Raw genomic sequence first — 24,873 nt, 5'->3', positions numbered from 1 at the left:
TCCTTATGCCGCAATAGCATTCATAATGGCCGGAACGGAGAGCTTATCGAGCGGGATCTCCGCCACCTGTCGGCGATCGCGCATGATGATTATCCGGTCGGCATAGCCCACCAGTTCTTCCAGTTCAGATGAAATCACCAGCAGCGCCAGCCCATCAGCGCACAGGGTTTCGATCAGACGGATGATCTCCGCATGTGCGCCGACGTCGATCCCGCGCGTGGGTTCGTCGAGGATCAGGAACTGTGGGCGCGTCAGCAGCCAGCGTGAGAGCAGGACTTTTTGCTGATTGCCGCCAGAGAGAAATTCGATCGGCTGTTCAGCACTCGGCGTGCGAATGCCGAGCTGACGAATAAAACGCTCGGCAATCTCGTTTTGTTCTTTGCGCGCAATGGGCCTTAGCCAGCCACGCTGGGCCTGAAGCGCCAGAATGATGTTTTCCCGCACCGACGCGGCGGCAATGATCCCGTCGGTTTTGCGATCCTCCGGGCAGAAGCCGATCCCCAGGCAGGACGCCTGATGCGGCGATCGCAGGGTTTGGCTTTTGCCTTTGATCGTCGCACTGCCGCTGTCGGCGGGTTTGATACCGAAGATCACTTCCGCCGTTTCGGTTCGCCCGGAACCAAGCAACCCGGCGAGTCCCACGATCTCACCAGGGCGCACCTGGAGATCGAACGGTTCGATAGTGCCCTTTTTGCCGAAACCTTCAAACGCGGCGATCGGTTTGTCGCTTAACAATGTGCGGCCTGCGCGTTGTAAGGCGTGGGTGTCCAGTTCGCGGCCAAGCATCATTTTCACCAGTTCAATCTGCGGAAGCTCGCGCGTTACCCGGCAGCCGACGAACGCGCCGTTGCGCAGCACGGTAATGCGATCGCTCACCGCGTAGACCTGATCGAGGAAGTGGGTAACGAAGATCAGACTGACGCCCTGATCGCGCAGCTGGCGCATCAGCGTGAACAGCATCTCCACTTCTTTGGTATCGAGGCTGGCGGTGGGTTCGTCGAGGATCAGCACTTTGGCGGAGAGATCGATAGCACGACAAATCGCGACGATTTGCTGCATCGCCACGGAAAACCGGTTGAGCGGCTCGCGGACATCCAGCGAAAAGCCGTAGGATTCCATCAGCGCGGTGGCGCGCTTTTCCATCTCTTTACGGCGCAGAAAACCGAAGCGTTTCGGTTCGCGACCAATGAAAAGGTTATCCGCTACCGACATATTAGGCAGCAGGTTCACTTCCTGATACACGGTGCCGATACCCAGCTGTTGGGCGTGAGCAGTATTTTTAGGCGAGATGGTGTTGCCATCCAGCCAGATTGTGCCGCGATCGGCATGATAAACGCCGGTTAAGGCTTTGATAAGCGTCGATTTCCCTGCGCCATTTTCGCCGAGCAGCGCCATGATCTCACCGCGCCGCAGGCTGAAATCGACGTTATCCAGCGCTTTAACGCCGGGGAAGAATTTGCTTAATCCTTCAGTGCGGAGGATTTCCTGGTGTTGGTTGGTACTCATGGTTTCCCCCTCACCCTAACCCTCTCCCGCAGGGAGAGGGGATAGAATGTGCATAATGGTTGGGTCCTGCTCCGGTTTTCTCCCTCTCCCTGCGGGAGAGGGCCGGGGTGAGGGGCCAAACTCAATACCCCATATTTTTCTTCTTCTCTAACTCTTCTTTTGCCGTATCCGGCAGGTAAAGCGTCGATTTAGTGACGGTCACTTTTTCCGGCAGGGTGCCATCTTTTTTGAATTTCTCCAGCGCATCAAACGCCGGTCCAGCCATGTTTGGCGTCAGCTCCACGCTGGCGTTTGCTTCACCGGCAATCATCGCTTTATAGATATCTGGCACGCCGTCGATAGAGCCGGTGAGGATATCTTTACCCGGCTTGAGTCCGGCTTCTTTAATCGCCTGAATCGCGCCGATCACCATATCGTCGTTATGGGCGTAAACCATGCAGATGTTCTTGCCATTGTTCTCAGCCTTGATGAAGCTTTCCATCACTTCTTTCCCCTTACTGCGGGTAAAGTCGCCGGATTGAGAACGGATAATTTTGATGTTTGGCGCTTTAGCAATCGCTTCGGCAAACCCTTTCTTGCGGTCAATCGCCACGCTCGCACCCACGGTGCCTTGCAGTTCAACCACGTTACACGGTTTGCCATCGACGGTTTTAGCAAGCCATTCGCCAATCAACTGCCCTTCGAGCACGTTATTTGCCGTGACGGTGGTCATGTAGAGCGATTTGTCTTTCACATCAATCGAACGGTCGAGCAGGAACACCGGAATCTGCGACTCTTTGGCCTCTTTCAGCACTGGCTCCCAACCTGTCGCCACCACTGGCGCAATGAAGATGGCGTCCACGCCCTGGGCGATGAACGAGCGTACCGCTTTGATTTGGTTCTCTTGTTTCTGCTGACCATCGGCGATTTTCAGGGTGATACCGCGCTTCTGCGCTTCACTCTTCGCAACGTTGGTTTCCGCTGCGCGCCAGCCGGATTCAGAACCTACCTGCGAAAATCCCACTGTTAAAGGGGCAGCCATGACCATAGACGACATGGCTGCGGAAACTGCTGTGACAAGAAGTAAGCGCTTCCACATAAAGTTATCCTCATAGGGTTATTGTTGGTGAAAAACACGCCTGCGGACAAACTATAGACAATGGCAAATGTAACAGAATGCGTTACATCACAATTCAGGAAAGTGAATGCAATGTTAATTGTCAGTGTTGACAGGAGCTGAGGAGGAACAAGGGATCGGGCGATGATTGATATTGCAGAATTTTCGTACGATCCGAGGTGCGTAAAAGCACCAATGTAAACGGTTTCACAAATTTATTCAGGATGCGGCTAACTTTATGGATTTTAGAGTCATCGGAAGGCGCTGAAAAAGGCACCGTCGGTTAGAGAAGAGGTAAAACAGCTCAAGACTTTCGCGATGAGTTGGCTATAATACCCGCCACTTGTTTGCCATACATTTTAAAGGAAACAGACATGAGCTTACTCAACGTCCCAGCGGGTAAAAATCTGCCGGAAGATATCTACGTCGTTATCGAGATCCCGGCGAATGCGGATCCTATCAAATACGAAGTCGACAAAGAGAGCGGCGCACTGTTCGTTGACCGCTTCATGTCCACTGCGATGTTCTATCCGTGCAACTACGGCTACATCAACCACACCCTGTCTCTGGACGGTGACCCGGTTGACGTACTGGTCCCAACGCCGTACCCGCTGGAGCCGGGTTCTGTGATTCGCTGCCGTCCGGTTGGCGTGCTGAAAATGACCGACGAGTCTGGCGAAGATGCCAAACTGGTTGCGGTACCGCACACCAAACTGAGCAAAGAATACGATCACATCAAAGATGTGAACGACCTGCCGGAACTGCTGAAAGCGCAGATCACCCACTTCTTCGAGCACTACAAAGACCTCGAAAAAGGCAAATGGGTTAAAGTTGACGGTTGGGACAATGCTGAAGCGGCTAAAGCGGAAATCATTGCTTCCTTCGAGCGTGCGAAGAAATAAGCTTTCTTTTTGCGTGAAAAAGACACCGCTTCGGCGGTGTTTTTTTATGCCTGAAGCCAGGGTTGCCGGATGCGGCGTAAACGCCTTATCCGGCCTACAAAATAGTGCAAATTCAATTTATTGCAGAAACCTTGTAGGCCTGATAAGCGTAGCGCATCAGGCAATGTTGCATTCGTCATCACTCTCACACCGCTTCGGCGGTATTTTTTTATGCCCGAAGGCATCACCGCGTACTCCGCCTAATCCAGAATTGCCTGCGCCCGAAGTAGAACATCTTCCACCACTTCCGCACTTGCTTCGCCCAGTTTCTTTGCCCCACGCGCGTTAAGATCCATCATGCGAAACTGATTAACCAGCACAACGCCGCTGACGTCGCCGGTTTTGCAGCTCAGTGGAACAGCGAAACCGGCATAGCGCGCATGGTTTCCACCGCGTGTAACAGGCGCGACAAGCACCATTCCTAAGCGATTAAAGGCGCTAACAGAGAGCACTAATGCAGGACGCCCTTCGCCCTTTTGTTCGTGGCCGCTCGTGGGGTCAAACCCCACCAGCACAATATCGCCGCGCGCAAACATTGTGCTTTTTACCATGCTTCGTCACCCTGCGGACCGCTTTGCCCCCAAAGCTCTTCTTCGCTTAACGCCGGCGCGTTGATGTCGCACTGGGCCAACAGCGCATCCAGCGAATAGTGCCGTTTCAGCGGCGTCAGGATTATCTGGTGTTCTTTCACCTTTACCTCCATGTTCTGCCCGGCGGACAGATTCAACTCTTTGACGACGGTACCTGGAATGACCATCCCCATACTGTTTCCCCATTTTTTGATGGTAACGTGCATAGCGCCCTCCTGAAGTTATACAAAGTATAACTCAGCAGTTCACCGTCGAGTTTGCCTTTTTGGGGTAAAACGCGCCAGCGTCCTTTTTAAGGTTTTCTTTAATCTGGAAAGAAGAACGTAGCGTGAAGAGACAACGGGAACAGATTGCAGAATAAGCGCGGTATGGCGCACAAAAAACAACGCCACCCGAAGGTGGCGTTATGAGGATTAATACTGGTCTTTATCTAACCAGTCTCCGCTTTCTATCAGCGGCAGCCCATCGACCGGGCGCTGATAGACGTACATCCAGGCACTACCGTATGGCGTTTGGATAAGGTGACGAGCGTATTCACCCGCTTTGGTGCGTAGCTCGTCAAGTTCAGCCATCGTCGCCGCATCAACCCGGTAAACCTCACCGTGTACTGTGCCCTTTCCCGGCACTGCGCCTGGATAGTGGCCCAGGCTGTACAGTTGATAATCGGCCACGCTGTGCTGGCCCAGCAACTGGGCGTTGGTCATCCAGTGGCTGTTGCCTTGTTTACGCCGCAAACTGCCGTATACAAATATTCGCATTGCTAAAACTCAAACTGATAGAGCAAATCAAGCGCCTGGTCGATACCAGACACCGCTTCCAGATATAGCTTAGGCATCAGGCGATAGCGTAACGTGAGAGTCGCTAAGGAGTCAAAGATCCCTACACCATATTTCACCTGTAGACCTGGCAGTACGTAGCCGCTGACCACCACCTGGGATGAGTCGCCCACCCCTTGCGTGTCCAGCGCCAGATTGCTTACGCCAAATGTCTCGCCGATTTTACCCACAACCTGACCACTTTGTGCAACCCCCAGGCCAATAAGCATGGATGTCATCGCGGCACTGTCGCTCTGATCGCTGTCCAGCCCCTGTCCACGAACCAGGTAAGAGAGCGCCATCTGTTGCGACATCGCCGGGTCGGAGAAGACTTCGGCTTTCGGTTGGTCTGCCGGGCCGGTGACGCGAATACCGGCAGTCACATCATCTTCGGTGGCGTCCGGGTTACGGATCGCTTCGATGTTCAGCAGCGGCTGATCCGGCGGGCCGGAGAAGAGCAGCTCACCTTTACGCACAATCAAATCCTGGCCGTAGGCGTGGAAGCGCCCTTCCGGAATGTTGATCTGCCCGTTCAGGCCGAGCCCCTGTTTATCCTGCGCCACTTTCAAATCACCGGTGAGTCGTGCTTTCAGCCCAAACGCATCCAGACGCACGTTGTTGCCGACGTGAATGGTCAGGTTACTGTTGATCGGAATCGACGCGCTTTTCGGGTTTTCCGGCTGTAGCTGATCGTTGAGCATCACTTCATCGCTGGAGACGCCCACTGCGCTTTCCGGTACGTCGTGTACCACAATGCGCGCCCACGGCACATCAACGCTGCCGTCGAGCGTAAACAGGCTCGGCGTGGCGTTAAATACCACATCCGGCGAAACGTCGAGGCGCACCATCGGCGGCACGGTAATACGTACCCGGCTGCCTTTCGCCGCCACGCTGGCGCGCCAGTTGTCGATCTGCGTCCAGTCGGCGTTGCCGCTCAGGCTAATACTCCCCTGCTGCGTGACCACTTCCCCTTGCAGAGTGGAACGCGTGCCGTTGAAGTTCATCGCTATCTGGCTCGGCTGCATGTCAAACGGCATGAAGTTGGCGTCGAGATCGACACCGTTCAACTGCATTTGGCCAAACAGCTGTGGCCCCTGAACGTCGCCCCCGAGACGCAGGTTGGCGTTCAGTGTTCCCGCCGCTTTCTCGCCTTTTGCGAAGATAGGGTTAATCATCGCCAGCGAGAAGTTGCGGATGTTGACGTTGCCGCCCAGGTTACGCCGCCCCTGCGGATCGGTAACCTGAATCTGTCCATCAAGTTGCCCGTTATTGGTCAGGCGAATCATCCAGCCCAGCTCGGCGCGGTTGTTGTGCAGGTCCGCATTGAGATTGAGCGTGTCGAACGCCACCGGTAGCGGCGCGTCGTTGACAATCTGAGTGACCTTCACGTTACGCCCGTTGAGCGTCACTTTCCCCTGCGGCAGGACTTCTTTGGTCGTGTCCCAGCTCACATCGGCGTTACCGCTGAACACGCCGCTGGCCTGCGTCTCTTCCGGCATAAACGGTTTGAGCATCGCCAGGTCGAAACGGTTAAGGTTCACCTGCGCACGCCCCGTCGCCCCGGCGTCGATGGTCTGCGGCACGCAAAGCTCGGCATTCGGGTTAGTCCAGCAGTGCGGGCCCACGCTGATTTTCTGCTCTTTGTTACGGTAATCGAGCGCGATCGCCCGAGACAGCGACCACGGGCCGACCGGCGTCTGGAAACGGGTATCGCTCAGCGAACCTTTCCAGCGCTCTTCTTTGCGATCAAAACTACCCGCCAGCGCCAGTTGCCCGGAGACCGGTTCACCGTTAATGCGCAGATTCAACGTGTGCTGTTTCTCGCTACCTTTGGCACTGAGATCCACGAGGCTGATATCCACGCCAGGCTGCGCAATACGCTCGACGCGCACATCAAGATTGCCCGCGATCTGGTCGGTGGATTTCACATCGCCTTCCACGCGTACCTGACCGACGGTCAGCTCCTGCCAGCGCAGGCCGCGCGCGGTGATATCCGCCAGCAACTGCGGCGCTTCCACCGTGCCGCGCACTTTCACCAGACCTTTCGCCGTGCCGCCCAGACCCGGCAAGGCATTATCCAGATTAGGCGCATCGATGGTGGCGTCGAGATTGAGATCTTTAACGCCCAACTCACCTTTCACGTCCGCACTGTTGCGCCCCAGCTCCAGATGCAGACCTGGAATGGTCCACTGCATGTAGCTGTTGCCCTTCAGGGAGCCGTCAACATTCACTTTGTTCTGCTTCACGTTGCCGGTAATTTTCAGCGACGGCACATCCATCTGCCAGGTGCCGCCGTACAGGCTACCCTGGGTTTTGATCAGGCCATCCAGTTTCGACGGCCAGTCCGGCACCTCTTTTGCCGTGTTGATGCCGTGCAGCGCCAGCTCGCCGCGCCAGCTGATCGCCTGCTGCCAGTCGAGCAGGGCTTTCAGCTCGGTGGTGCCTTCCAGCGCCGCGACGGTGAGTTTGTCGAGATTGACCTGAAGTTCGTTGCCTTTCGCATCCAGCTTAATGTTGGCAGGCGGCACGCCCTGACCTTTCACCGCCGTCGCGAACGACAGCGTGTAGTCGGTCATTTTGCCGCTGAGTTTCAGTTTCAGATCGTCGGCCTGGAACTGCTTCTCACCGGTAAATGGCCAGTACAGCTGCTTGCTGGTCACTTCCAGATTCAGCGGCAACCCGGCTTCGGCCAGTTGCGTTTGCGCGCGCAGTGACATATCCACCGGGCCGGAGAGATTCACACCCAGTTCCAGTTGCTTACGCACATCACCGCCCAGCTTGAGCTTGATTTTCTCGCCCTTCAGCGGGTCAATGTTCAGCGTGCTGTTGAGGGTGATATCCACCGGCCAGTCGTTGGTCAGTTGCGCAGTGCCGGTGGCATTTACCGTGCCCTGGCTGGAATCGATATCCAGCGTGTCCAGCTTCATATTGCCGTCGATGCTGCTCACCTTCAGCAGCATCTTGTACACCGTCAGGTCCGTATCGCCGGTGATGCGCAGTTGCTCGCCGCTGAAAGATTCAATATTCAGATTGAGCGGCAGATGCACATCGGTCATCTCCGGCAGCACCGGTTTCGAGAAGAGATCTTTCATCGTCTCGCCGAGCGGTTTTTCCTGCGGCTGCGGGTTGTCAATCTTCGGCTCAACCACCTCTTTCTGCGCCACGTCCGCCACTTTCGGCAGGGCGATCAGCAGCCCTTGCAGCGTGGTTGGCGTCAGCGTCAGGTTTTTCTCCTGCCAGTTCAGCCCGGTCATGAAATCCATCACCGACAAGGTGGTGTCGTCGATTTTGATATTCACATTGTTGAGCGACACGCGGCTAAGGGTAATGGGATATGGCGTGGAGAGATTCAGCGGGCCGCTCTCTTCCTCTTCCGCCGCCGGTGCGGACGGCGGCATTTTGCTGCTGTCGATGGCGACGTTGACGTCACGCAGGCCGATGTCGTCCACGCACAGGCTGCTGCTCCACAGGCATTCGGTTTTCACCGCCAGATGAAACTCACCCGCGTTCACCGCCACACCTGGCTGGGTGTAGCGCACGTTTTTCAGTGTCAGATTGCGCCAGCCGCCGGTCACCTGGCCGATCTCCAGCCCCGGTACCCAGCGGTTCGCAGCATTAAACAGCAGATGCAAACCTTTGGTGGTGCCAATCAGGAACGCCACCGCGCCGATAAGCAGCACGATAAAAATCAGTACGCCGAGGCTTATCTTCTTCCATAAACTCATAATTCAGGCCCCAGACCGATGTAGAACTGTAATCCATGCTCGTCTTTGTCGCCCAGCGGTGCGGCAACGTCGAGCTTGACCGGGCCCACAGGAGACTGCCAGCGAACGCCGACGCCCGCGCCGGTTTTCCAGTCGCTGCGGCGGATATCGCTCACCGCTTCGCCGCCGTCCATAAAGACCGCGCCCCACCATTTACCGGTGACGTTGTACTGGTACTCAACCGAGCCCGTCGCCAGTTTAGAAGCCCCTTTCAGCTTGCCGTCATCGTATTCCGGCGAGATCGATTTGTATTTGTAGCCACGAATACTGCGGTCGCCCCCGGCGAAGAAACGCAGATCCGGCGGAACCCGGTCGAAATCGCCGGTTTCAATCCAGCCGAGGTTGCCGCGCATTACAAAGCGGTGTTTGTCGTATAAGGTCCGAATCCAGACGTTTTGCGCCTGCCAGACGCTGAAGTCAACGTCTGAGCCCCAGGCGGTGTTGGAGTAGTCGATGGAGTACCGTTGGGAATCGCCCCAGGTCGGCATCAGGCCGCCGCGCGAGCGGGTACGGCTGATCATCACGCCCGGATAAAACAGCATGGTGGTGTTGGTGACGTTACCCTGGGTAAAGTGGTCGAAGCTCCAGCGCAGGTTAATCGCCCGCTGCCAGCCGCTGGAGAGGTCCCAGTAGCGCGACAGCGCAAGCGTGGTGGAGTCGGCTTCCGTATCGTTCAGGTCGGTGCGCTTAAAGCCCCCTTGCACCAGATAATACTGTTCAAGCGGGTTCTTTAAGAGCGGCATCTTGTAGCTGAAATCGAGGATCTGCTCAGGTGCGGAGACGCTGGCGCTGGTCGTCAGGCTATGCCCATAGGAGTTGATCCACGGTTTTTTCCACGTGGCCTTCACGCGCGGCCCGACGTCCGTCGAGTAGCCGACACCGGTTTCGATGGTGTTTTCACTGCGCGGCGAAACCACGCCATGCAGCGGTAAGACTTTCGTTTTGCGTGATTTTTCGAATTCCGGCGCGACAATCACCGATTTAAACCAGCCGGTCGCCGACAGGCGGCGGTTCAGCTCTGCCAGATCGCTGGACTGGTAATAATCGCCCTGCTTAAACGGCACGAGATGCTGCAAATACTCTTCACGAATCTGCGAGCCTTCAAAAGTGACCGCGCCGAAACGATAGCGCTCGCCGCTGTCATAATCGATATCCCAGAACGCCTGATGGCGATCGAGCGCGATACCAAGCTGGCTCTTTTTGAATTCGCTATCAAAATAGCCGCGACGCAGCGCAACGCTGGTTAAGCCTTTTTTGAAATCGTCGTAATCGCTGTGATCGAGCACCGAGCCAATCGCCGGACGCGTTTTCAGCAGCGCGAGATAATCTTTATCGGTGCGCGCGCCACCGCGCAGAATCACGTCGGTGCCGCCAATGCGCACCGGTTCACCCGGCGTGACTTTCGCCAGTAGCACCTGACGCCCTTTTGCCGGCGGTGGTTTCAGTTCAAAATCAATCGTCGGTTCGTAATAACCAAGCGCTTTTAAGCCTTCACGGATGGCGTCATCGACGCGTACGCGAAAACGGCGATCTGGCGTGACCTCATCACCCTGAATTGTCGAGAGCTGCGCTCGAACGTTTTTTTCCAGTTGCCCTGAAAGTCCTTCAACCTGCAAACGTATATTCGCTGCACTGGCAACACCGCTGGTCAGCAGTAAACCGACCACACATAACTGGCGGATTTGTCGCACATTTTCTCCTGAATATCCTGTTTCCACCCCAATGGAAACGAAAGCCTTTCCACGGCAATAACGGCGTCGGATACGTATCAACCGATTCCCTGCTCATACGTATGGCGCTCTGTTTTTAATAACCCTAAACGTTCTCGGGTTGAAAAAGAGACAACACCCCAAATTATTCTTATGTTTAAATCTAGACGTATTCGGCGTGTTTATTGTGTTAAAACTCACGCCTGGTTACAACCTTAACTGCTCATCCCGTAATCTGGAGACCGTCCTATGAGCTTATTTGAGAAAAATCACCTTGTGTCTCAATCGGATGCGCTCCCCGGACGCAATACACCGATGCCTGTAGATACGTTACACGCCGTTAACGGTCACTCAATGACGAATATTCCGGATGGAATGGAAGTGGCTATTTTCGCGATGGGATGCTTTTGGGGCGTTGAGCGCCTGTTCTGGCAGCTTCCTGGCGTATACAGCACGGCGGCTGGCTACAGCGGCGGTTACACGCCGAATCCGACCTACCGCGAAGTCTGCTCCGGGCAGACCGGACACACCGAGGCGGTACGCGTGGTCTATGACCCGTCCGTTATCAGCTATGCACAACTGTTGCAGGTATTCTGGGAAAATCACGACCCGGCGCAAGGCATGCAGCAGGGCAATGACCACGGTACACAATATCGCTCAGCGATTTATGTGCTGACGCCGGAGCAGGAGCGCGAAGCGCACGCCAGCGCCGAACGCTTCCAGGCCGCAATGAAAAGTGCGGGCGACGATCGTCGCATTACCACGGAAATCGCCACCGCCAAACCGTTCTACTACGCGGAAGATGACCACCAGCAGTATCTGCACAAAAACCCGTATGGCTACTGCGGTATCGGTGGAATTGGCGTCTGCCTGCCGCCTCAGCTGGCATAACGCTACGGAGAAATCGCCGCGCGGGCCGTATGCCGCGTGGCGCTGACCACGCTGCCCGCTTCGCGCATTTTACCCTGCAACAGCAGGTTGAAAATGGGGGCCTGCGGGCGATTCAGCCGCGTTTGCAACAGGTGAACGGCCTCAATCCCGAGTTCCCGACACGGCACTTCAACGCCCGTCACTGAGGCATTTCTCAGGTGCCAGCTAAAATCAGTGGTCAACAGCGAGATATCCTGCGGCACGCGCAGACCATGACGCGTCAGCACGCGCTGCACGCCCACCGTCATCCCTGAACTTCCGGGGAAAATCGCCTCTGGCCAGAGGCCGCGTGGGTGACTACTCAGCCAGGCGTCCAGCGCCTGTTCCGCTTCGTGAGCAGAAAATCCTTCCGTCACAATCAAAGACTGCTCGGGATCAAACGGAACGTGGTAGTCGCGATAAGCCTGTTTTATCCCTTCCAGACGCGTATAGAGCGTTTCGCGCCGCAGGCAGGTGAGCGATAACACGCGCCGATGCCCGTTCTCAAACAGATGACGCAGCGCACTGTAACCAATGGCGTGGTGATCCGGCGATACCGCATCGAGCGCCATCTCTTTGTCATGAGAGTTAATCAGCACGCAGGGTTTATTCAGACTGGCTGCGAGCTTAAAGATAGTTGGGTCGTCGGTGCCGATAATAATGATCGCGTTGATGTGCTTACTGCCGGTCTTATCGAGAAAAAGACGAATGTCCGCCTGCCGCTCCTCCAGCCCGCACCAGGAGAGATACACATCGTGCGGGGCCACCGCGTCAGCAATGCCTTTGGTCACTTCCTGATAAAAGGTGTCGCCGTTGGCGGTAAACGTACGCGCCGGCGCAAACACGGCGATGCCATTAATCAGCAAACGCCCGCTCGCCATCTCTTCCAGCACACCTAAACGGCGCGCGCATTTCACTATCGCCGCCCGCGCTTTTTCACTGGTGTACGATTTCCCGCTCAGCACGCGTGAAACGGTGCTGATGGAGTAGCCCGTTTGGGTGGCGATCTGCTTCATTTTCAGCTTACCGGACATGATGTGATCTCGCTCGCAATCAAATTCTGCAAATATTTGCAGAACCAGTAAGCTGATTTTAAAACCTTTTTTTACCCTTTCGCCCATATTCCTGCTTTCCCTGCGAGCATTCTCACAAAATCCGTTTGTCGCCCCGTTTCACCTTTTCTATGTTGCAGACATCAACCCTTTTTACGACGCAAGGTACAGCATGAAGAAGGTACGGTTTGGCATTATTGGTGTGGGGAATATCGGTACGGTTCACGCCCGCTATCTGCTGGCGGGAACGGTCAAAGAGGCCTGCCTGACGGCAGTGTGCGACAACAATCCTGAAAAACACGCGACCATTCGCGCTTTAGTGGGCGAAGAAGTCGCGCTGTTTAGCGATGCGCAGGAGATGCTGCAAAGCGGGCTGATTGACGCGGTGATTGTCTCTACACCGCACTACGAGCATCCGCGTTTGTCGATGATGGCGATGCACCTGGGCATTCATACGCTGTGCGAAAAACCGGCTGGCGTGTACACCGCGCAGGTACGCGAGATGAACGAATTCGCGCGCGGCTGCAATGTGGTGTTCGGCATGATGTTCAACCAGCGCCCTAACCCGCTGTATCAGAAAGTGAAAGACCTAATCGACAGCGGCGAACTGGGCGAAATTCGCCGTTCTAACTGGATAATCACCAACTGGTATCGCTCACAAAGCTACTACAACTCCGGCGGCTGGCGCGCCACCTGGAAAGGCGAAGGCGGCGGCGTGCTGCTCAACCAGGACCCGCACCAGCTTGACCTTTGGCAATGGCTGGTCGGTATGCCCGTTCGCGTGCGCGCGTTCTGCCAGTTCGGCAAACATCGCCAGATTGAAGTCGAAAACGAAGTCACCGCTTACGCGGAGTACGCCAACGGTGCGACGGGCGTGTTTATCACCACCACCGCAGAAGCCCCCGGTACGAACCGCCTGGAAATCGCCGGCGATCGCGGCAAAGTGGTGGTTGAAGAGGGCAAGCTGCGTTTCTGGCGACTGCGCGAATCGGAAACCGAATTCAACGCCCGCTGGCAAAACGGCTTTGGCGAACCGGAGTGCTGGGAAGTGACTATTCCGGTGGCACCGGAGTGCAGCGATCATCACGTGATCACAACCAACTTCGCTGCCGCCGTGCTGCACGGTACGCCGCTGCTGGCACCCGGTCAGGAAGGCATTCGCGGCCTGACGCTCTCTAACGCAATGCACCTTTCCACCTGGACGGACAACTGGGTCGATCTGCCGCTGGATGAAGCACTGTTCAAACAGCTGCTGGATGAGCGCATTGCAACGTCAGTGGATAAAAACGTCGAGAGTAAAACCCTGGACGCGTCCGGAACCTGGTAAGCGGAATTGCCCGGTGGCGCTTCGCTTACCGGGCCTACGAAATACAGATTGTAGGTCGGGTAAGCGCAGCGCCACCCGACATAAAGGCAGGCACCAACAGGAGCAACAATGAGCATCAAAGACGGAATGAACTACGCCCCGGTGGGCAAACCGCAGCCGGTGGTTGCGCCGGGTGAATTTATCATTGCCGCCGCCGCGCTGGATCACGGCCATATCTACGGCATGTGTAACGGCTTGATTGAAGCGGGTGCAACGCTGAAGTGGGTGTTCGATCCCGACCCGGCGAAGGTGGCAAAATTCGTCGAGCAGTATCCGCAGGTGAAGGTGGCTGATTCTCTGGAAACCATTCTGACCGATGCCAGCGTGCAGCTGGTTGCTGGTGCCGCCGTGCCTTCTGAGCGCTGCCCGCTGGGCCTGAAAGTGATGGATGCAGGCAAAGATTATTTCACCGATAAAGCGCCCCTGACCACCCTTGCGCAACTGGAACAGGCAAAACGCAAAGTGCTGGAAACCGGGCGTAAATACGCGGTGTATTACAGCGAACGCCTGCACGTTGAAAGCGCCGTCTTCGCCGGGCAACTGGTGGAACAAGGGGCGATTGGCCGCGTAATGCAAACCCTCGGCGTTGGCCCGCACCGTGAAGGCGAAGGACGCCCGGAATGGTTCTACGATAAAGCCCTGTTCGGCGGCATTCTGTGCGATATCGGCAGCCATCAGATTGAGCAATTCCTCTTTTATACCGGCAACCGCAACGCGCGCGTGGTGGCAAGCCAGGTGCGCAACGTTAATCATCCGCAGTATCCGCTGTTTGAAGATTTCGGCGACGCGATGCTGGCGGGCGACAACGGCGCAACCGGCTATTTCCGCTGCGACTGGTTCACACCGGACGGCCTTTCAAGCTGGGGCGACGGCCGTCTGACGCTGCTGGGCACCGAGGGCTATATCGAAATTCGCAAGTATGTCGATATCACCCGTCAGGAGCAGGATGTGGTTTATCTGGTCAACAAAGAGGGCGAGTTCCGCTATCCGGTGGCGGGTAAAGTAGGCTTCCCCTACTTCGGCCAGTTGATTCTCGATTGCCTGAACCGCACCGAAAATGCCATGACCCAGGAACACACGTTTAAAGCCGCCGAGCTGTGCGTGAAGGCGCAAATGCTGGCCAACGCTCAGGCCTAACGGAGGCACTATGGGACCCATTCATGCAGCGATTATCGGCGCAGGCTCCATTCATGGTTGCCATGCAGACCCGATACTCCAGCACCCGCAAGCCCGGTTGTACGCACTTGTTGATACGGATGTTGACAAGGGCCGGGCGTTGGCAGAAAAGTATAATTGCCGCTTTTACGCCGACTACCGCGACCTGCTGGCCGATGCAGACGTCGATGTGGTGCACATCTGTACACCCCATAATCTGCACCGGGAGATGATTATCGCCGCACTGGCGGCGGGCAAACACGTCTTTAGTGAAAAGCCTGTCGTCATGAATGGGAGTGAACTGGCGCAGATCCAGGCTGCGGTCGAGCGTGCCGATACGCAGCTTGCGGTCTGCTACCAGAATCGCCTTAACCCCACCAGCCAGCGCATCCGCCAGATTATCCAGAATGGAACGCTCGGCAACATGTTAAGCGTCAAAGCCAGCCTGACCTGGCATCGCCACGGCACGTACTATAACGAAAGCCCGTGGCGTGGTCGCTGGGCTACGGAGGGCGGCAGCCTGTTGATAAATCAGGCGATTCATACGCTGGATTTGATGCAGTGGTTTGCCGGCGGCGTGCGGCGCATTAAGGGTGTGGTGGAAACCAGCCTGCTCGAATCGCTTATCGAAACCGAAGATTCGGCGATGGCAACGATGGAGTTCAACAACGGCGCGCGCGGCATTTTCTACGCCACCAACTGCTACACCACCGATTCCCCACTGGCGCTGGAGATCCACTTTGAGCGCGGATTCTTACAGCTCGAACGCAGCACGCTCTGGCAGGTGGTCGATGAGCAACGCACGGCGCTCGTTAATGACGAGCTGCCGCACGGCAACGTCAAACGCTACTGGGGCGACAGCCACCGCCAGGCAATAAACGATTTCTATGCGGCAATCCTCGACCCGACGCAATACGGCGGGGCCGATATTCACGATGCGGCGGTATCGCTGAGAATGGTCAACGCCCTTTATCAATCCTCGGCGCAGCGTCGCTGGATTGACCTTCCCCGCTAAGCAAAATGCGCCCACTGGCGAATTTACACTCTTTTACGCTATACTAGCTGCGAATTCGCCGGTCCAGTGCCTTCGGACCGGTTTTTAGTGTATTCCACACGACGTTCAACTTCCCTTCCGAGGATCTGGCCTTAACGGTCGGATAAGATATGTTAAACAGTATTTTAGTAATACTTTGCCTGATTGCCGTCAGCGCCTTTTTCTCGATATCCGAGATCTCGCTGGCTGCCTCCCGTAAAATCAAACTCAAGCTGCTGGCCGATGAAGGCAATGTGAATGCGCAACGCATCCTGAAAATGCAGGAAAACCCCGGTATGTTCTTCACCGTGGTGCAAATTGGCCTTAACGCGGTCGCCATTTTAGGCGGTATCGTGGGCGATGCGGCATTCTCACCGGCGTTCCACAGCCTGTTTTTGAATTACATGTCTCCTGAGCTCGCCGAGCAGCTGAGCTTTATTCTCTCCTTCTCGCTGGTGACCGGCCTGTTTATTCTGTTCGCCGACCTGACGCCGAAGCGCATCGGTATGATTTCGCCGGAAGCCGTGGCTTTGCGCATCATCAACCCGATGCGCTTCTGTCTTCTGGTCTTCCGTCCGCTGGTCTGGTTCTTCAACGGCCTCGCCAACAACATCTTCCGTATTTTCAAACTGCCGATGGTGCGTAAAGACGATATTACGTCTGACGACATTTATGCGGTGGTGGAAGCGGGTGCGCTGGCGGGTGTGCTGCGTAAACAAGAACACGAACTGATTGAGAACGTGTTTGAGCTGGAATCACGTACCGTGCCGTCTTCCATGACGTCGCGCGAAAACGTGATTTGGTTTGACCTGCATGAAGATGAGCAGAGCCTGAAAAACAAAGTGGCCGAGCATCCTCACTCTAAGTTCCTGGTGTGTAACGAAGATATCGACCACATCATTGGTTATGTCGATTCGAAAGATCTGCTGAACCGCGTGCTGGCAAACCAAAGCATGGCGCTGAACAGCGGGGTGCAGATCCGCAATACCCTGATTGTGCCGGACACGCTGACCCTTTCTGAAGCGCTGGAAAGCTTCAAAACGGCGGGTGAAGACTTCGCGGTTATCATGAACGAATACGCGCTGGTGGTGGGCATCATCACCCTGAACGACGTGATGACCACCCTGATGGGCGACCTGGTCGGCCAGGGCCTGGAAGAGCAGATCGTGGCGCGCGATGAAAATTCATGGCTCATCGACGGCGGCACGCCGATTGACGACGTGATGCGTGTGCTGGATATCGACGACTTCCCACAGTCTGGCAACTATGAAACCATCGGCGGCTTCATGATGTTTATGCTGCGTAAAATCCCGAAACGCACCGATGCGGTGAAGTTCTCCGGCTACAAGTTCGAGGTGGTGGATATTGATAACTACCGCATCGACCAGCTGCTGGTCACGCGCATTGATAACAAGCCTACGATGTTAGTGCCAAAACAGGCTGAAATCGAAGAGAAAGGTACAGCGGCATAAATCGCTTCCCTGAAAACATCAACGGCTCCCATTGGGAGCCGTTTGCTTTTCTGCCGCTAGCTGCCGTTATGCCATCTCGGTTTGCAGACGCATAACGTGGCGGTTGACCTCGGACATCACAGAATAGTGCTGCTTGTCCTTAATCTTGGGGAGCAAAATTTTCCCCTTATCAAACTCAAAAGCACCAACGTCCTTGATGTACAACCGTCCACGGAACAGGATTTTTACGTACTTTGCCACCTGAAGCGGGTTGTAGCGTTGGAAAATTTTCATTCTTATCTCCTGCGAGTATAACGCCCTTGTTGATTCCAAATTTGGTTCAACGCTCCGGGGCGCAATGTTAAATACCCGTTAACTATAGTCCATAACCACAGAGCTACCCTAGTATAGGGAGCTTTATTTACCTTTTTATTACAATAATTGAGAATTTTCTTTTCAGCTATACGATGAATACAGTATAAGCCTTCGATTTACTGCGGTTATGTGCGTTCCGCCACAAAGTGGCACTAACCTTGCGGGAAAAACATATCAATAGCACTTATGCTTAAAAGCATCGGCCAAGTGGTCGGATCACCTGCATAAAAAGAAGGACACACCATGACCTTACGTTCTCTGTTGGCCATTTCATGCCTGTTAATGCCGTTGATGGCGTCCGCCCACGCACTGAAAGAGGGTGAACGCGTACCTGCGGTAGGCGTTGCCGATCGCGGTGAATTGATGCTCGACAATGATAAGTTTAGCTACAAAAGCTGGAATAGCGCGCAGCTTCCTGGAAAAGTGCGAGTGGTGCAACATATTGCCGGACGCACTTCCGCCAAAGAGAAGAATGCCGGGCTGATTGAAGCCATTAAAGCGGCGAACCTGCCGCATGACCGCTACCAGACCACCACCATCGTCAACACCGACGACGCCATTCCGGGCACCGGAATGTTTGTGCGTAACAGTCTGGAGAGCAATAAAAAGCTCTTCCCATGGTCGCAGATTGTGGTCGACAGCAACGGCGTGGTGATGAAAGCCTGGCAACTGGAAGAAGAGAGTTCAGCGATTGCGGTGCTGGATAAAGACGGCCGCGTGCAGTGGGCAAAAGATGGCGCGTTGACGCAGGATGAAGTGCAGCAGGTGGTTACCCTGCTGCACACATTACTTAAAAAATAGCGACGCGGAAGCCGGGGTTGAGGAAGGATTCACGCGGCGTGTAATCGAGGGTTTTCCCCTGCCAGTCGTGAACCCGCGCCCCGGCGGCAACGGCCACCGCGTGCCCTGCGGCAGTATCCCAGACGCAGGTCGGCCCAAAACGCGGGTAGAGCTGCGCCTGCCCTTCTGCGACCAGGCAGAACTTGAGCGATGAGCCAATAGAGGTGGTCTGATGCTCACCCAACTGTTGTAAATATTCAGCGAGTTCCGGATCGCTACTGTGCGAACGGCTAATCACCACCAGCGGCGGGCGTGCATCGCGGGCGTGAATTTGTTTACTCACGCCGCACTCTTCTTTCCACGCTTTGCCTTCGGCTGCGCTGTACATCACCTTCGTGACCGGCGCGTACACCACGCCCAGTACCGGCTTACCGTGCTCAATCAAGGCGATATTGACGGTGAATTCGCCGTTGCGCTTAATAAATTCTTTGGTGCCATCCAGTGGGTCCACCAGCCAGTAGCGCTGCCAGTGCTGACGCACATCCCAGCCCGGCGGGTCCTCTTCCGACAGAATCGGAATGTCAGGCGCCAGCGCTTTGAGGCCGTTAACAATCACATGGTGCGCCGCAATATCCGCTGCCGTGACGGGAGAATCGTCTTTCTTGCTGGCAACGTCCATCGGTAGCGCTCCATCATAAACCTGCATAATGGCATCGCCCGCGTTCCGTGCAAGCTGACATACTTGTTCTAACATTCTCCACCTCGTTGAGATTGCAGTGGTGTTAACTCGTTGTTTTATTTATATCGCATCGTCACGCATTGCGCCATTCCCATCGGCGACGCCGGGTCAGGATATCTGTGAAGCGCTGCCGGTTTCCGGTCATCCTTTTCTGGCATGATTCACATTCTCGTAAGCAACAGAATGTACATACATTTTCTTATGTGCCCTGGATCTGAAAAGGACGCCCCCTGATGATTAAGTTTAGCGCAACGCTCCTGGCCACGCTGATTGCTGCCAGCGTCAACGCCGCCACGGTCGATCTCCGCATTCTGGAAACCACTGATTTGCACAGCAATATGATGGATTTCGACTATTACAAAGATTCTGCCACCGAGAAATTCGGACTGGTCCGCACCGCCAGTTTAATTAATGCCGCCCGCGCGGAGGCCGCCAACAGCGTGCTGGTGGATAACGGCGATGTGATTCAGGGCAGCCCGATGGGCGACTACGCAGCAGCCAAAGGCTTAAAAGCCGGGGATACGCATCCGGTTTATAAGGCGATGAACACGCTCGATTACGTGGTGGGAAACCTGGGCAACCATGAGTTTAACTATGGGCTGGACTTCCTTCATAAGGCCATCGCAGGCGCGAAGTTTCCGTATATTAACGCCAATATCATCGACGTTAAGAGCAAGAAACCGCTTTTTACACCCTATCTGATAAAAGAAACCACGGTGAAAGATAAAGACGGCGCAACGCATACGCTGCGTATCGGCTATATCGGTTTTGTGCCGCCGCAAATCATGACGTGGGATAAAGCCAATCTAGACGGCAAAGTGACAGTCAACGACATCACCGAAACCGCCCGCCACTATGTGCCAGAGATGCGTAAAAACGGTGCGGATGTGGTGGTCGTAATTGCCCACTCCGGGCTCTCTGCCGACCCGTATCAGGCGATGGCGGAGAACTCCGTTTACTATCTCAGTGAAGTGCCGGGCGTCGATGCGATTATGTTTGGCCACGCGCATGCCGTTTTTCCGGGGAAAGATTTTGCGGATATCAAAGGCGTGGACCTTGATAAAGGAACGCTGAACGGTGTGCCTGCGGTGATGCCCGGAATGTGGGGCGACCATCTGGGCGTGGTCGATCTGGTGCTGAATAATGACAGCGGCAAATGGCAGATCACCTCGTCGAAAGCGGAAGCACGCCCAATCTACGATACGGCGGCGAAGAAATCGCTGGCGGCGGAAGACAGCAAGCTGGTTGAAATCTTAAAAGCGGATCACGACGCCACGCGCGAGTTTGTCAGCAAGCCTATCGGAAAATCGTCCGACAATATGTACAGTTTCCTGTCGCTGGTGCAGGACGATCCGACCGTGCAGGTCGTCAATATGGCGCAGAAAGCCTACGTCGAGCACTATATTCAGGGCGATCCGGATCTGGCAAAACTGCCGGTGCTTTCCGCCGCCGCGCCGTTTAAAGCCGGTGGACGTAAGAACGACCCGGCGAGCTATGTCGAGGTTGAGAAAGGGCAACTGACTTTCCGTAACGCCGCCGATCTGTATCTCTATCCGAACACATTGGTCGTGGTGAAAGCCAGCGGTAAAGAGGTGAAAGAGTGGCTGGAGTGTTCAGCCGGACAGTTTAACCAGATTGACCCGACCAGCACCAAACCGCAGTCGCTCATCAACTGGGATGGCTTCCGCACCTATAACTTTGACGTTATTGACGGCGTGACGTATCAAATTGATGTCAGCCAACCGGCACGCTACGACGGTGAATGCCAGACGGTGAACCCAAAAGCGGAGCGCGTGAAAGATCTGAAATTTAAAGGGAAACCGATCGACCCGAACGCAACGTTCCTGGTGGCGACCAATAACTATCGCGCTTACGGCGGCAAGTTCGCGGGCACGGGCGACGGGCATATCGCGTTCGCCTCACCGGATGAGAACCGTTCCGTGCTGGCCAGCTGGATAAGTGCCGAATCGAAACGTGCAGGCGCTATTCACCCGGCGGCGGATAACAACTGGCGCTTAGCGCCGATTGCCAGCAAGGCCGCGTTGGATATTCGCTTTGAAACCTCGCCTTCTGAGAAAGCGGCGGCGTTTATTAAACAGAAGGCGCAGTATCCGATGAAGCAGGTCGCGACCGATGATATCGGCTTTGCGATTTATCAGGTGGATTTGAGGAAGTAATGCAACGCCGGGTGGCGGCTTCGCCTTATCCGGCCTACAGGGAATGATTTTGTAGGCCGGATAAGCGCAGCGCCATCCGGCATTTATGCCGCACGGTCATCCCGCACCGCCAGCACTTCTGGCAAATTCAGCTCAATCCAGTCGGCCAGCGCGGCAACCTTCTCACTCACCTGCTCACCCAGCGGCGTAAGGCTATACTCCACATGCGGCGGTACGACCGGATAGGCGATGCGGTTGAGAAAACCATCCTGCTCCAGCGCCTGTAACGACTGGGCGAGCATCTTTTCACTCACCCCGCCCATTTTGCGTCGCAGATCGCTAAAACGGTGCGTGCCTTCGCGCAGCGCGACCAGAATCAATACGCCCCAGCGGCTGGTGACGTGTTTCAGCACATCGCGCGACGGGCACTGTTCGGCGAAGAGATTACCCTCTTTCAGTTGTTGCGACAGGCTCACCTGACTCATTTTACACTTACCTTTTTGTACGTACTTACTAAAAGTAAGTTTAGGTGTTAGCGTATTCAAACACAAGACAAACCGATGGAGACTTCCCATGATCGCAATTACCGGCGCAACCGGCCAACTGGGCCAGCATGTTATCGAATCCTTACTGAAAACCGTTCCTGCGAGCACTGTTGTGGCTATCGTGCGTAACCCGGCAAAAGCACAGGCACTGACTGCGCAGGGCATTCACGTACGCCAGGGCGACTACAGCGATGAAGCCGCGCTGAAATCGGCCCTTCAGGGTGTGGAAAAACTGCTGCTGATCTCTTCCAGCGAAGTGGGCCAGCGTGCCCCGCAGCATCGCAACGTGATTAACGCGGCGAAGGCGGCGGGCGTGAAATTTATCGCTTACACCAGCCTGCTACATGCGGATACCTCCCCGCTCGGCCTCGCTGATGAACACGTTGAAACCGAGAAAATGCTGGCTGATTCCGGCATCGCTTACACACTGCTGCGCAATGGCTGGTATACCGAGAACTATCTTGCCAGCGCCCCGGCAGCGCTGGAACATGGCGTATTTATTGGCGCGGCAGGCGACGGCAAAATTGCCTCCGCAACGCGCGCCGATTATGCGGCAGCCGCCGCGCGCGTGATAAGTGAGACAGGGCATGAAGGCCAGGTTTATGAACTGGCGGGCGACAGCGGCTGGACGCTGACACAGCTGGCAGCGGAACTGACCAAACAGAGTGGCAAACCGGTTACCTATCAGAACCTGAGCGAAGCCGATTTCGCTGCCGCGCTGAAAGGGGTTGGTCTGCCTGCGGGTCTGGCGGATATGCTGGCGGATTCGGATACTGGCGCGTCAAAAGGCGGTCTGTTTGATGACAGCAAAACGCTGAGTAAACTGATTGGCCGCCCAACCACGACACTTGCTGAGAGCGTCAAAGGTATCCTCTGAAGGTTACTATTTGGTTAATTTTTGTAGCGTCCCTCCGGGTCATCTTCGATAATGAAAAGATGATACCGGAGGAGCCTATCCGTGCAGGGCGTACCAGACCACTTCACAGACGAAAAAGACAGCGCCAACTTCCGACACCTGCCGCAGGTGCCGGGGGTGGAGCTGTATCACGCACATATCTCGCGCTACGCCTTCGAACCGCATACGCATGAAGCCTTCGGCATCGGCACCATTGAGCTGGGCGCGGAGCGTTTTCGCTATCGCGGCAGCCAGTATGTGGCATCGGTGAATTCGATTGTCACCATGAACCCCGACGAACTCCATACCGGTGAAGCGGAAACCGCCGACGGCTGGCGTTATCGCATGATTTACCTCGACCCGACGCAGCTTGAAGAGATCACCGGTGTCCGTCACTGGTGGTTTAGCGATGTATTGCGCCATGACCCGCAGCGCTCGCAGCTTATCGGCCAGCAGATTTATCAGTTGTGGCATACCCGCGATCCGCTGGCTCAACAAGGCGTTCTGCTCGATCTTATTGATACCTTCCGCCCCTTCGCCCATCATGCGCCGCAGAGTGCGGAAGCCAGCCATCGCTTCGACCAGGTTCGCGACTATCTGCACGATAACTACATGCAGCCCGTGACACTCGACGAACTGGCGCAGGTCGTGGCGCTAAGCCCGTATCATTTTCAGCGCCAGTTTAAAGCGCATTTCCACGTCACTCCGCATCAAATGCTGATGGCGATCCGCCTGTGGCGCGCGAAAGCGTTTCTGACCCACGGCATGCCTGCGGCCGAGGTGGCGGCGGCCACAGGCCTTACCGATCAGTCGCATCTCACCCGCGCCTTTACCCGGCGCTACGGCATCACTCCGGTGCGCTACCAGAAGCAGGTTGCCAGGCGCTAATGCGCAATCCGGTACAATATTCCCGCCCTGCACCCGCCTACACTGTGGCGAACAGTGGTCAATGTGGATGTGAAAATGATTAGTGGTGTGCTGTACGCTCTGCTGGCGGGGCTGACGTGGGGTTTGATTTTTGTCGGGCCGTTGATCGTGCCGGAATATCCTGCGGTGCTGCAATCGACCGGGCGTTATCTGGCGCTGGGGCTTATCGCCTTGCCGCTGGCATGGCTGGGGCGCACAAGGCTAAAGCAGCTCAACCGGCGCGACTGGTTTACCGCCCTGGCGCTGACTATGATGGGCAACCTGATTTATTACGTGTGTCTGGCGAGCGCGATTCAGCGCACCGGCGCGCCCGTCTCAACCATGATCATCGGCACACTGCCCGTGGTTATTCCGGTTTTTGCTAATCTGCTCTACAGCCAGCGCGACGGCAAACTCGCCTGGTCGAAACTGGCTCCGGCGCTTATCTGCATTGGTATTGGCCTGGCGTGCGTGAATATCGCCGAGTTAAGCCACGGCTTACAGGACTTCAACTGGACGCGCTACGCATCCGGTATTGCGCTGGCGTTAGTCTCGGTGGTGTGTTGGGCGTGGTATGCCCTGCGCAACGCCCGCTGGCTACGGGAAAACCCGGATAAGCACCCAATGATGTGGGCCACCGCGCAGGCGCTGGTGACGCTGCCGGTGTCGCTGCTGGGTTATTTTGCCGCCTGTGGCTGGCTGAGCACCCAGCCTGAAGGTTTTCCGCTGCCGTTTGGCCCGCGTCCGATGGTGTTTATTACGCTGATGATCGCTATTGCCGTGCTCTGCTCGTGGGTCGGCGCGCTGTGCTGGAACATCGCCAGCCAGCGTTTACCTACCGTCATCCTTGGGCCGTTGATCGTGTTCGAGACGCTGGCCGGGCTGCTTTATACCTTCATACTTCGCCAGAGCGTACCGCCGCTGCTGACGCTGAGCGGAATTGCCCTGCTGGTGCTGGGCGTGGTGATTGCGGTACGCGCAAAGCCCGTTAAGCCTGCGCTGCGGGAGTTGAGCCAGAAAACAACAAATGCCTGATGGCGCTGCGCTTATCAGGCCACCCCGTTCCGAGGAAGATCACCCCCAAAGGGGT

The 24,873-nt window shown here is 55.8% G+C and carries 22 protein-coding genes; 11 read left to right on the top strand and 11 right to left on the bottom strand.

The annotated features are described in order from the left end of the window. Nucleotides 1-3: 3 nt before the first annotated feature. Nucleotides 4-1,506, bottom strand: a complete 1,503-nt coding sequence (gene ytfR, locus ACWWFX_RS18830) for a galactofuranose ABC transporter, ATP-binding protein YtfR (RefSeq protein ID WP_473224467.1) — start codon at nucleotides 1,504-1,506, stop codon at nucleotides 4-6. 121 nt (nucleotides 1,507-1,627) lie between these two features. Next, nucleotides 1,628-2,584 carry a galactofuranose ABC transporter, galactofuranose-binding protein YtfQ gene (gene ytfQ, locus ACWWFX_RS18825; RefSeq protein ID WP_253898310.1) on the bottom strand — a complete coding sequence of 319 codons (957 nt, stop codon included), beginning with the start codon at nucleotides 2,582-2,584 and terminating at the stop codon, nucleotides 1,628-1,630. 392 nt (nucleotides 2,585-2,976) lie between these two features. Between ytfQ and ppa the strand changes: the two genes are divergently transcribed. Further along, on the top strand, nucleotides 2,977-3,504 hold the full coding sequence (ppa, locus tag ACWWFX_RS18820) for an inorganic diphosphatase (RefSeq protein WP_473224466.1): 528 nt from the start codon (nucleotides 2,977-2,979) through the stop codon (nucleotides 3,502-3,504). A gap of 239 nt (nucleotides 3,505-3,743) precedes the next feature. On the opposite strand, the gene ACWWFX_RS18815 is transcribed toward ppa, so the two are convergent. The 5 genes from ACWWFX_RS18815 to tamA form a co-directional block, all read right to left on the bottom strand. After that, nucleotides 3,744-4,094, bottom strand: coding sequence for a type II toxin-antitoxin system ChpB family toxin (locus ACWWFX_RS18815; protein WP_276220603.1), 351 nt, complete (start codon nucleotides 4,092-4,094; stop codon nucleotides 3,744-3,746). After that, nucleotides 4,088-4,339 (bottom strand): AbrB/MazE/SpoVT family DNA-binding domain-containing protein, encoded by a 252-nt coding sequence (locus ACWWFX_RS18810; RefSeq protein ID WP_473224465.1) that lies wholly within the window; start codon nucleotides 4,337-4,339, stop codon nucleotides 4,088-4,090. The genes ACWWFX_RS18815 and ACWWFX_RS18810 overlap by 7 nt, the downstream gene beginning before the upstream one ends. A gap of 207 nt (nucleotides 4,340-4,546) precedes the next feature. Further along, nucleotides 4,547-4,891: a gamma-glutamylcyclotransferase family protein gene (locus ACWWFX_RS18805; protein WP_015966166.1), complete on the bottom strand. Its 345-nt coding sequence runs from the start codon at nucleotides 4,889-4,891 to the stop codon at nucleotides 4,547-4,549. Nucleotides 4,892-4,893: 2 nt separating this feature from the next. Further along, nucleotides 4,894-8,673 carry an autotransporter assembly complex protein TamB gene (gene tamB, locus ACWWFX_RS18800; RefSeq protein WP_473224464.1) on the bottom strand — a complete coding sequence of 1,260 codons (3,780 nt, stop codon included), beginning with the start codon at nucleotides 8,671-8,673 and terminating at the stop codon, nucleotides 4,894-4,896. Continuing rightward, nucleotides 8,670-10,403, bottom strand: a complete 1,734-nt coding sequence (tamA, locus tag ACWWFX_RS18795) for an autotransporter assembly complex protein TamA (RefSeq protein ID WP_473224463.1) — start codon at nucleotides 10,401-10,403, stop codon at nucleotides 8,670-8,672. The genes tamB and tamA overlap by 4 nt, the downstream gene beginning before the upstream one ends. A 267-nt stretch (nucleotides 10,404-10,670) precedes the next feature. Between tamA and msrA the strand changes: the two genes are divergently transcribed. Continuing rightward, on the top strand, nucleotides 10,671-11,312 hold the full coding sequence (gene msrA / locus ACWWFX_RS18790; RefSeq protein WP_473224462.1) for a peptide-methionine (S)-S-oxide reductase MsrA: 642 nt from the start codon (nucleotides 10,671-10,673) through the stop codon (nucleotides 11,310-11,312). A gap of 2 nt (nucleotides 11,313-11,314) precedes the next feature. Here msrA and ACWWFX_RS18785 read toward each other — a convergent pair whose 3' ends face one another. Further along, complete coding sequence (locus tag ACWWFX_RS18785; RefSeq protein WP_456146997.1) at nucleotides 11,315-12,364, bottom strand: LacI family DNA-binding transcriptional regulator; 1,050 nt, start codon at nucleotides 12,362-12,364, stop codon at nucleotides 11,315-11,317. A gap of 190 nt (nucleotides 12,365-12,554) precedes the next feature. Here ACWWFX_RS18785 and ACWWFX_RS18780 point away from each other — a divergent pair, with 190 nt between their 5' ends. From ACWWFX_RS18780 to paeA, 4 genes are all read left to right on the top strand, one after another. Next, nucleotides 12,555-13,709 (top strand): Gfo/Idh/MocA family protein, encoded by a 1,155-nt coding sequence (locus tag ACWWFX_RS18780; RefSeq protein WP_473224461.1) that lies wholly within the window; start codon nucleotides 12,555-12,557, stop codon nucleotides 13,707-13,709. A gap of 108 nt (nucleotides 13,710-13,817) precedes the next feature. Then, on the top strand, nucleotides 13,818-14,885 hold the full coding sequence (locus tag ACWWFX_RS18775; RefSeq protein ID WP_473224460.1) for a Gfo/Idh/MocA family protein: 1,068 nt from the start codon (nucleotides 13,818-13,820) through the stop codon (nucleotides 14,883-14,885). Between the two features lie 10 nt (nucleotides 14,886-14,895). Further along, nucleotides 14,896-15,918, top strand: a complete 1,023-nt coding sequence (locus tag ACWWFX_RS18770; RefSeq protein WP_473224459.1) for a Gfo/Idh/MocA family protein — start codon at nucleotides 14,896-14,898, stop codon at nucleotides 15,916-15,918. Nucleotides 15,919-16,067: 149 nt separating this feature from the next. Further along, the gene (paeA, locus tag ACWWFX_RS18765) at nucleotides 16,068-17,408 is read left to right on the top strand and encodes a polyamine export protein PaeA (protein ID WP_456146994.1); all 1,341 of its coding nucleotides are present in this window, start codon (nucleotides 16,068-16,070) and stop codon (nucleotides 17,406-17,408) included. Nucleotides 17,409-17,474: 66 nt separating this feature from the next. On the opposite strand, the gene ACWWFX_RS18760 is transcribed toward paeA, so the two are convergent. Continuing rightward, complete coding sequence (locus ACWWFX_RS18760) at nucleotides 17,475-17,681, bottom strand: DUF1107 domain-containing protein (protein ID WP_015966176.1); 207 nt, start codon at nucleotides 17,679-17,681, stop codon at nucleotides 17,475-17,477. Between the two features lie 324 nt (nucleotides 17,682-18,005). On the opposite strand from ACWWFX_RS18760, the gene ACWWFX_RS18755 reads away from it, so the two are divergent. Further along, on the top strand, nucleotides 18,006-18,563 hold the full coding sequence (locus ACWWFX_RS18755; RefSeq protein ID WP_276220612.1) for a YtfJ family protein: 558 nt from the start codon (nucleotides 18,006-18,008) through the stop codon (nucleotides 18,561-18,563). Here the strand turns inward: ACWWFX_RS18755 and cysQ are convergent. Beyond that, complete coding sequence (gene cysQ, locus ACWWFX_RS18750) at nucleotides 18,553-19,296, bottom strand: 3'(2'),5'-bisphosphate nucleotidase CysQ (RefSeq protein ID WP_276220613.1); 744 nt, start codon at nucleotides 19,294-19,296, stop codon at nucleotides 18,553-18,555. The genes ACWWFX_RS18755 and cysQ overlap by 11 nt on opposite strands. A gap of 218 nt (nucleotides 19,297-19,514) precedes the next feature. On the opposite strand from cysQ, the gene ACWWFX_RS18745 reads away from it, so the two are divergent. Next, the gene (locus ACWWFX_RS18745; protein WP_473224458.1) at nucleotides 19,515-21,458 is read left to right on the top strand and encodes a bifunctional 2',3'-cyclic-nucleotide 2'-phosphodiesterase/3'-nucleotidase; all 1,944 of its coding nucleotides are present in this window, start codon (nucleotides 19,515-19,517) and stop codon (nucleotides 21,456-21,458) included. 83 nt (nucleotides 21,459-21,541) lie between these two features. Here ACWWFX_RS18745 and ACWWFX_RS18740 read toward each other — a convergent pair whose 3' ends face one another. Further along, nucleotides 21,542-21,922, bottom strand: coding sequence for a winged helix-turn-helix transcriptional regulator (locus tag ACWWFX_RS18740; protein WP_473224457.1), 381 nt, complete (start codon nucleotides 21,920-21,922; stop codon nucleotides 21,542-21,544). Between the two features lie 88 nt (nucleotides 21,923-22,010). Between ACWWFX_RS18740 and ACWWFX_RS18735 the strand changes: the two genes are divergently transcribed. From ACWWFX_RS18735 to ACWWFX_RS18725, 3 genes are all read left to right on the top strand, one after another. Continuing rightward, nucleotides 22,011-22,859, top strand: a complete 849-nt coding sequence (locus ACWWFX_RS18735; RefSeq protein WP_473224456.1) for an SDR family oxidoreductase — start codon at nucleotides 22,011-22,013, stop codon at nucleotides 22,857-22,859. Between the two features lie 81 nt (nucleotides 22,860-22,940). After that, nucleotides 22,941-23,765 (top strand): AraC family transcriptional regulator, encoded by an 825-nt coding sequence (locus ACWWFX_RS18730; protein WP_473224455.1) that lies wholly within the window; start codon nucleotides 22,941-22,943, stop codon nucleotides 23,763-23,765. Between the two features lie 75 nt (nucleotides 23,766-23,840). Continuing rightward, nucleotides 23,841-24,818, top strand: a complete 978-nt coding sequence (locus ACWWFX_RS18725) for a DMT family transporter (protein ID WP_473224454.1) — start codon at nucleotides 23,841-23,843, stop codon at nucleotides 24,816-24,818. Nucleotides 24,819-24,873: the final 55 nt, after the last annotated feature.

Source organism: Pseudocitrobacter sp. 2023LY-00077 (assembly GCF_055796175.1).
This window is presented reverse-complemented; position numbering and strand designations above follow the sequence as displayed.

Bases quoted from the DNA above. Each gene is read 5' to 3' on its own strand.
- ytfR (WP_473224467.1), bottom strand. From the start codon at position 1,506: ATGAGTACCAACCAACACCAGGAAATCCTCCGCACTGAAGGATTAAGC.
- ytfQ (WP_253898310.1), bottom strand. From the start codon at position 2,584: ATGTGGAAGCGCTTACTTCTTGTCACAGCAGTTTCCGCAGCCATGTCG.
- ppa (WP_473224466.1), top strand. From the start codon at position 2,977: ATGAGCTTACTCAACGTCCCAGCGGGTAAAAATCTGCCGGAAGATATC.
- ACWWFX_RS18815 (WP_276220603.1), bottom strand. From the start codon at position 4,094: ATGGTAAAAAGCACAATGTTTGCGCGCGGCGATATTGTGCTGGTGGGG.
- ACWWFX_RS18810 (WP_473224465.1), bottom strand. From the start codon at position 4,339: ATGCACGTTACCATCAAAAAATGGGGAAACAGTATGGGGATGGTCATT.
- ACWWFX_RS18805 (WP_015966166.1), bottom strand. From the start codon at position 4,891: ATGCGAATATTTGTATACGGCAGTTTGCGGCGTAAACAAGGCAACAGC.
- tamB (WP_473224464.1), bottom strand. From the start codon at position 8,673: ATGAGTTTATGGAAGAAGATAAGCCTCGGCGTACTGATTTTTATCGTG.
- msrA (WP_473224462.1), top strand. From the start codon at position 10,671: ATGAGCTTATTTGAGAAAAATCACCTTGTGTCTCAATCGGATGCGCTC.
- ACWWFX_RS18785 (WP_456146997.1), bottom strand. From the start codon at position 12,364: ATGTCCGGTAAGCTGAAAATGAAGCAGATCGCCACCCAAACGGGCTAC.
- ACWWFX_RS18780 (WP_473224461.1), top strand. From the start codon at position 12,555: ATGAAGAAGGTACGGTTTGGCATTATTGGTGTGGGGAATATCGGTACG.
- ACWWFX_RS18775 (WP_473224460.1), top strand. From the start codon at position 13,818: ATGAGCATCAAAGACGGAATGAACTACGCCCCGGTGGGCAAACCGCAG.
- ACWWFX_RS18770 (WP_473224459.1), top strand. From the start codon at position 14,896: ATGGGACCCATTCATGCAGCGATTATCGGCGCAGGCTCCATTCATGGT.
- paeA (WP_456146994.1), top strand. From the start codon at position 16,068: ATGTTAAACAGTATTTTAGTAATACTTTGCCTGATTGCCGTCAGCGCC.
- ACWWFX_RS18760 (WP_015966176.1), bottom strand. From the start codon at position 17,681: ATGAAAATTTTCCAACGCTACAACCCGCTTCAGGTGGCAAAGTACGTA.
- ACWWFX_RS18755 (WP_276220612.1), top strand. From the start codon at position 18,006: ATGACCTTACGTTCTCTGTTGGCCATTTCATGCCTGTTAATGCCGTTG.
- cysQ (WP_276220613.1), bottom strand. From the start codon at position 19,296: ATGTTAGAACAAGTATGTCAGCTTGCACGGAACGCGGGCGATGCCATT.
- ACWWFX_RS18745 (WP_473224458.1), top strand. From the start codon at position 19,515: ATGATTAAGTTTAGCGCAACGCTCCTGGCCACGCTGATTGCTGCCAGC.
- ACWWFX_RS18740 (WP_473224457.1), bottom strand. From the start codon at position 21,922: ATGAGTCAGGTGAGCCTGTCGCAACAACTGAAAGAGGGTAATCTCTTC.
- ACWWFX_RS18735 (WP_473224456.1), top strand. From the start codon at position 22,011: ATGATCGCAATTACCGGCGCAACCGGCCAACTGGGCCAGCATGTTATC.
- ACWWFX_RS18725 (WP_473224454.1), top strand. From the start codon at position 23,841: ATGATTAGTGGTGTGCTGTACGCTCTGCTGGCGGGGCTGACGTGGGGT.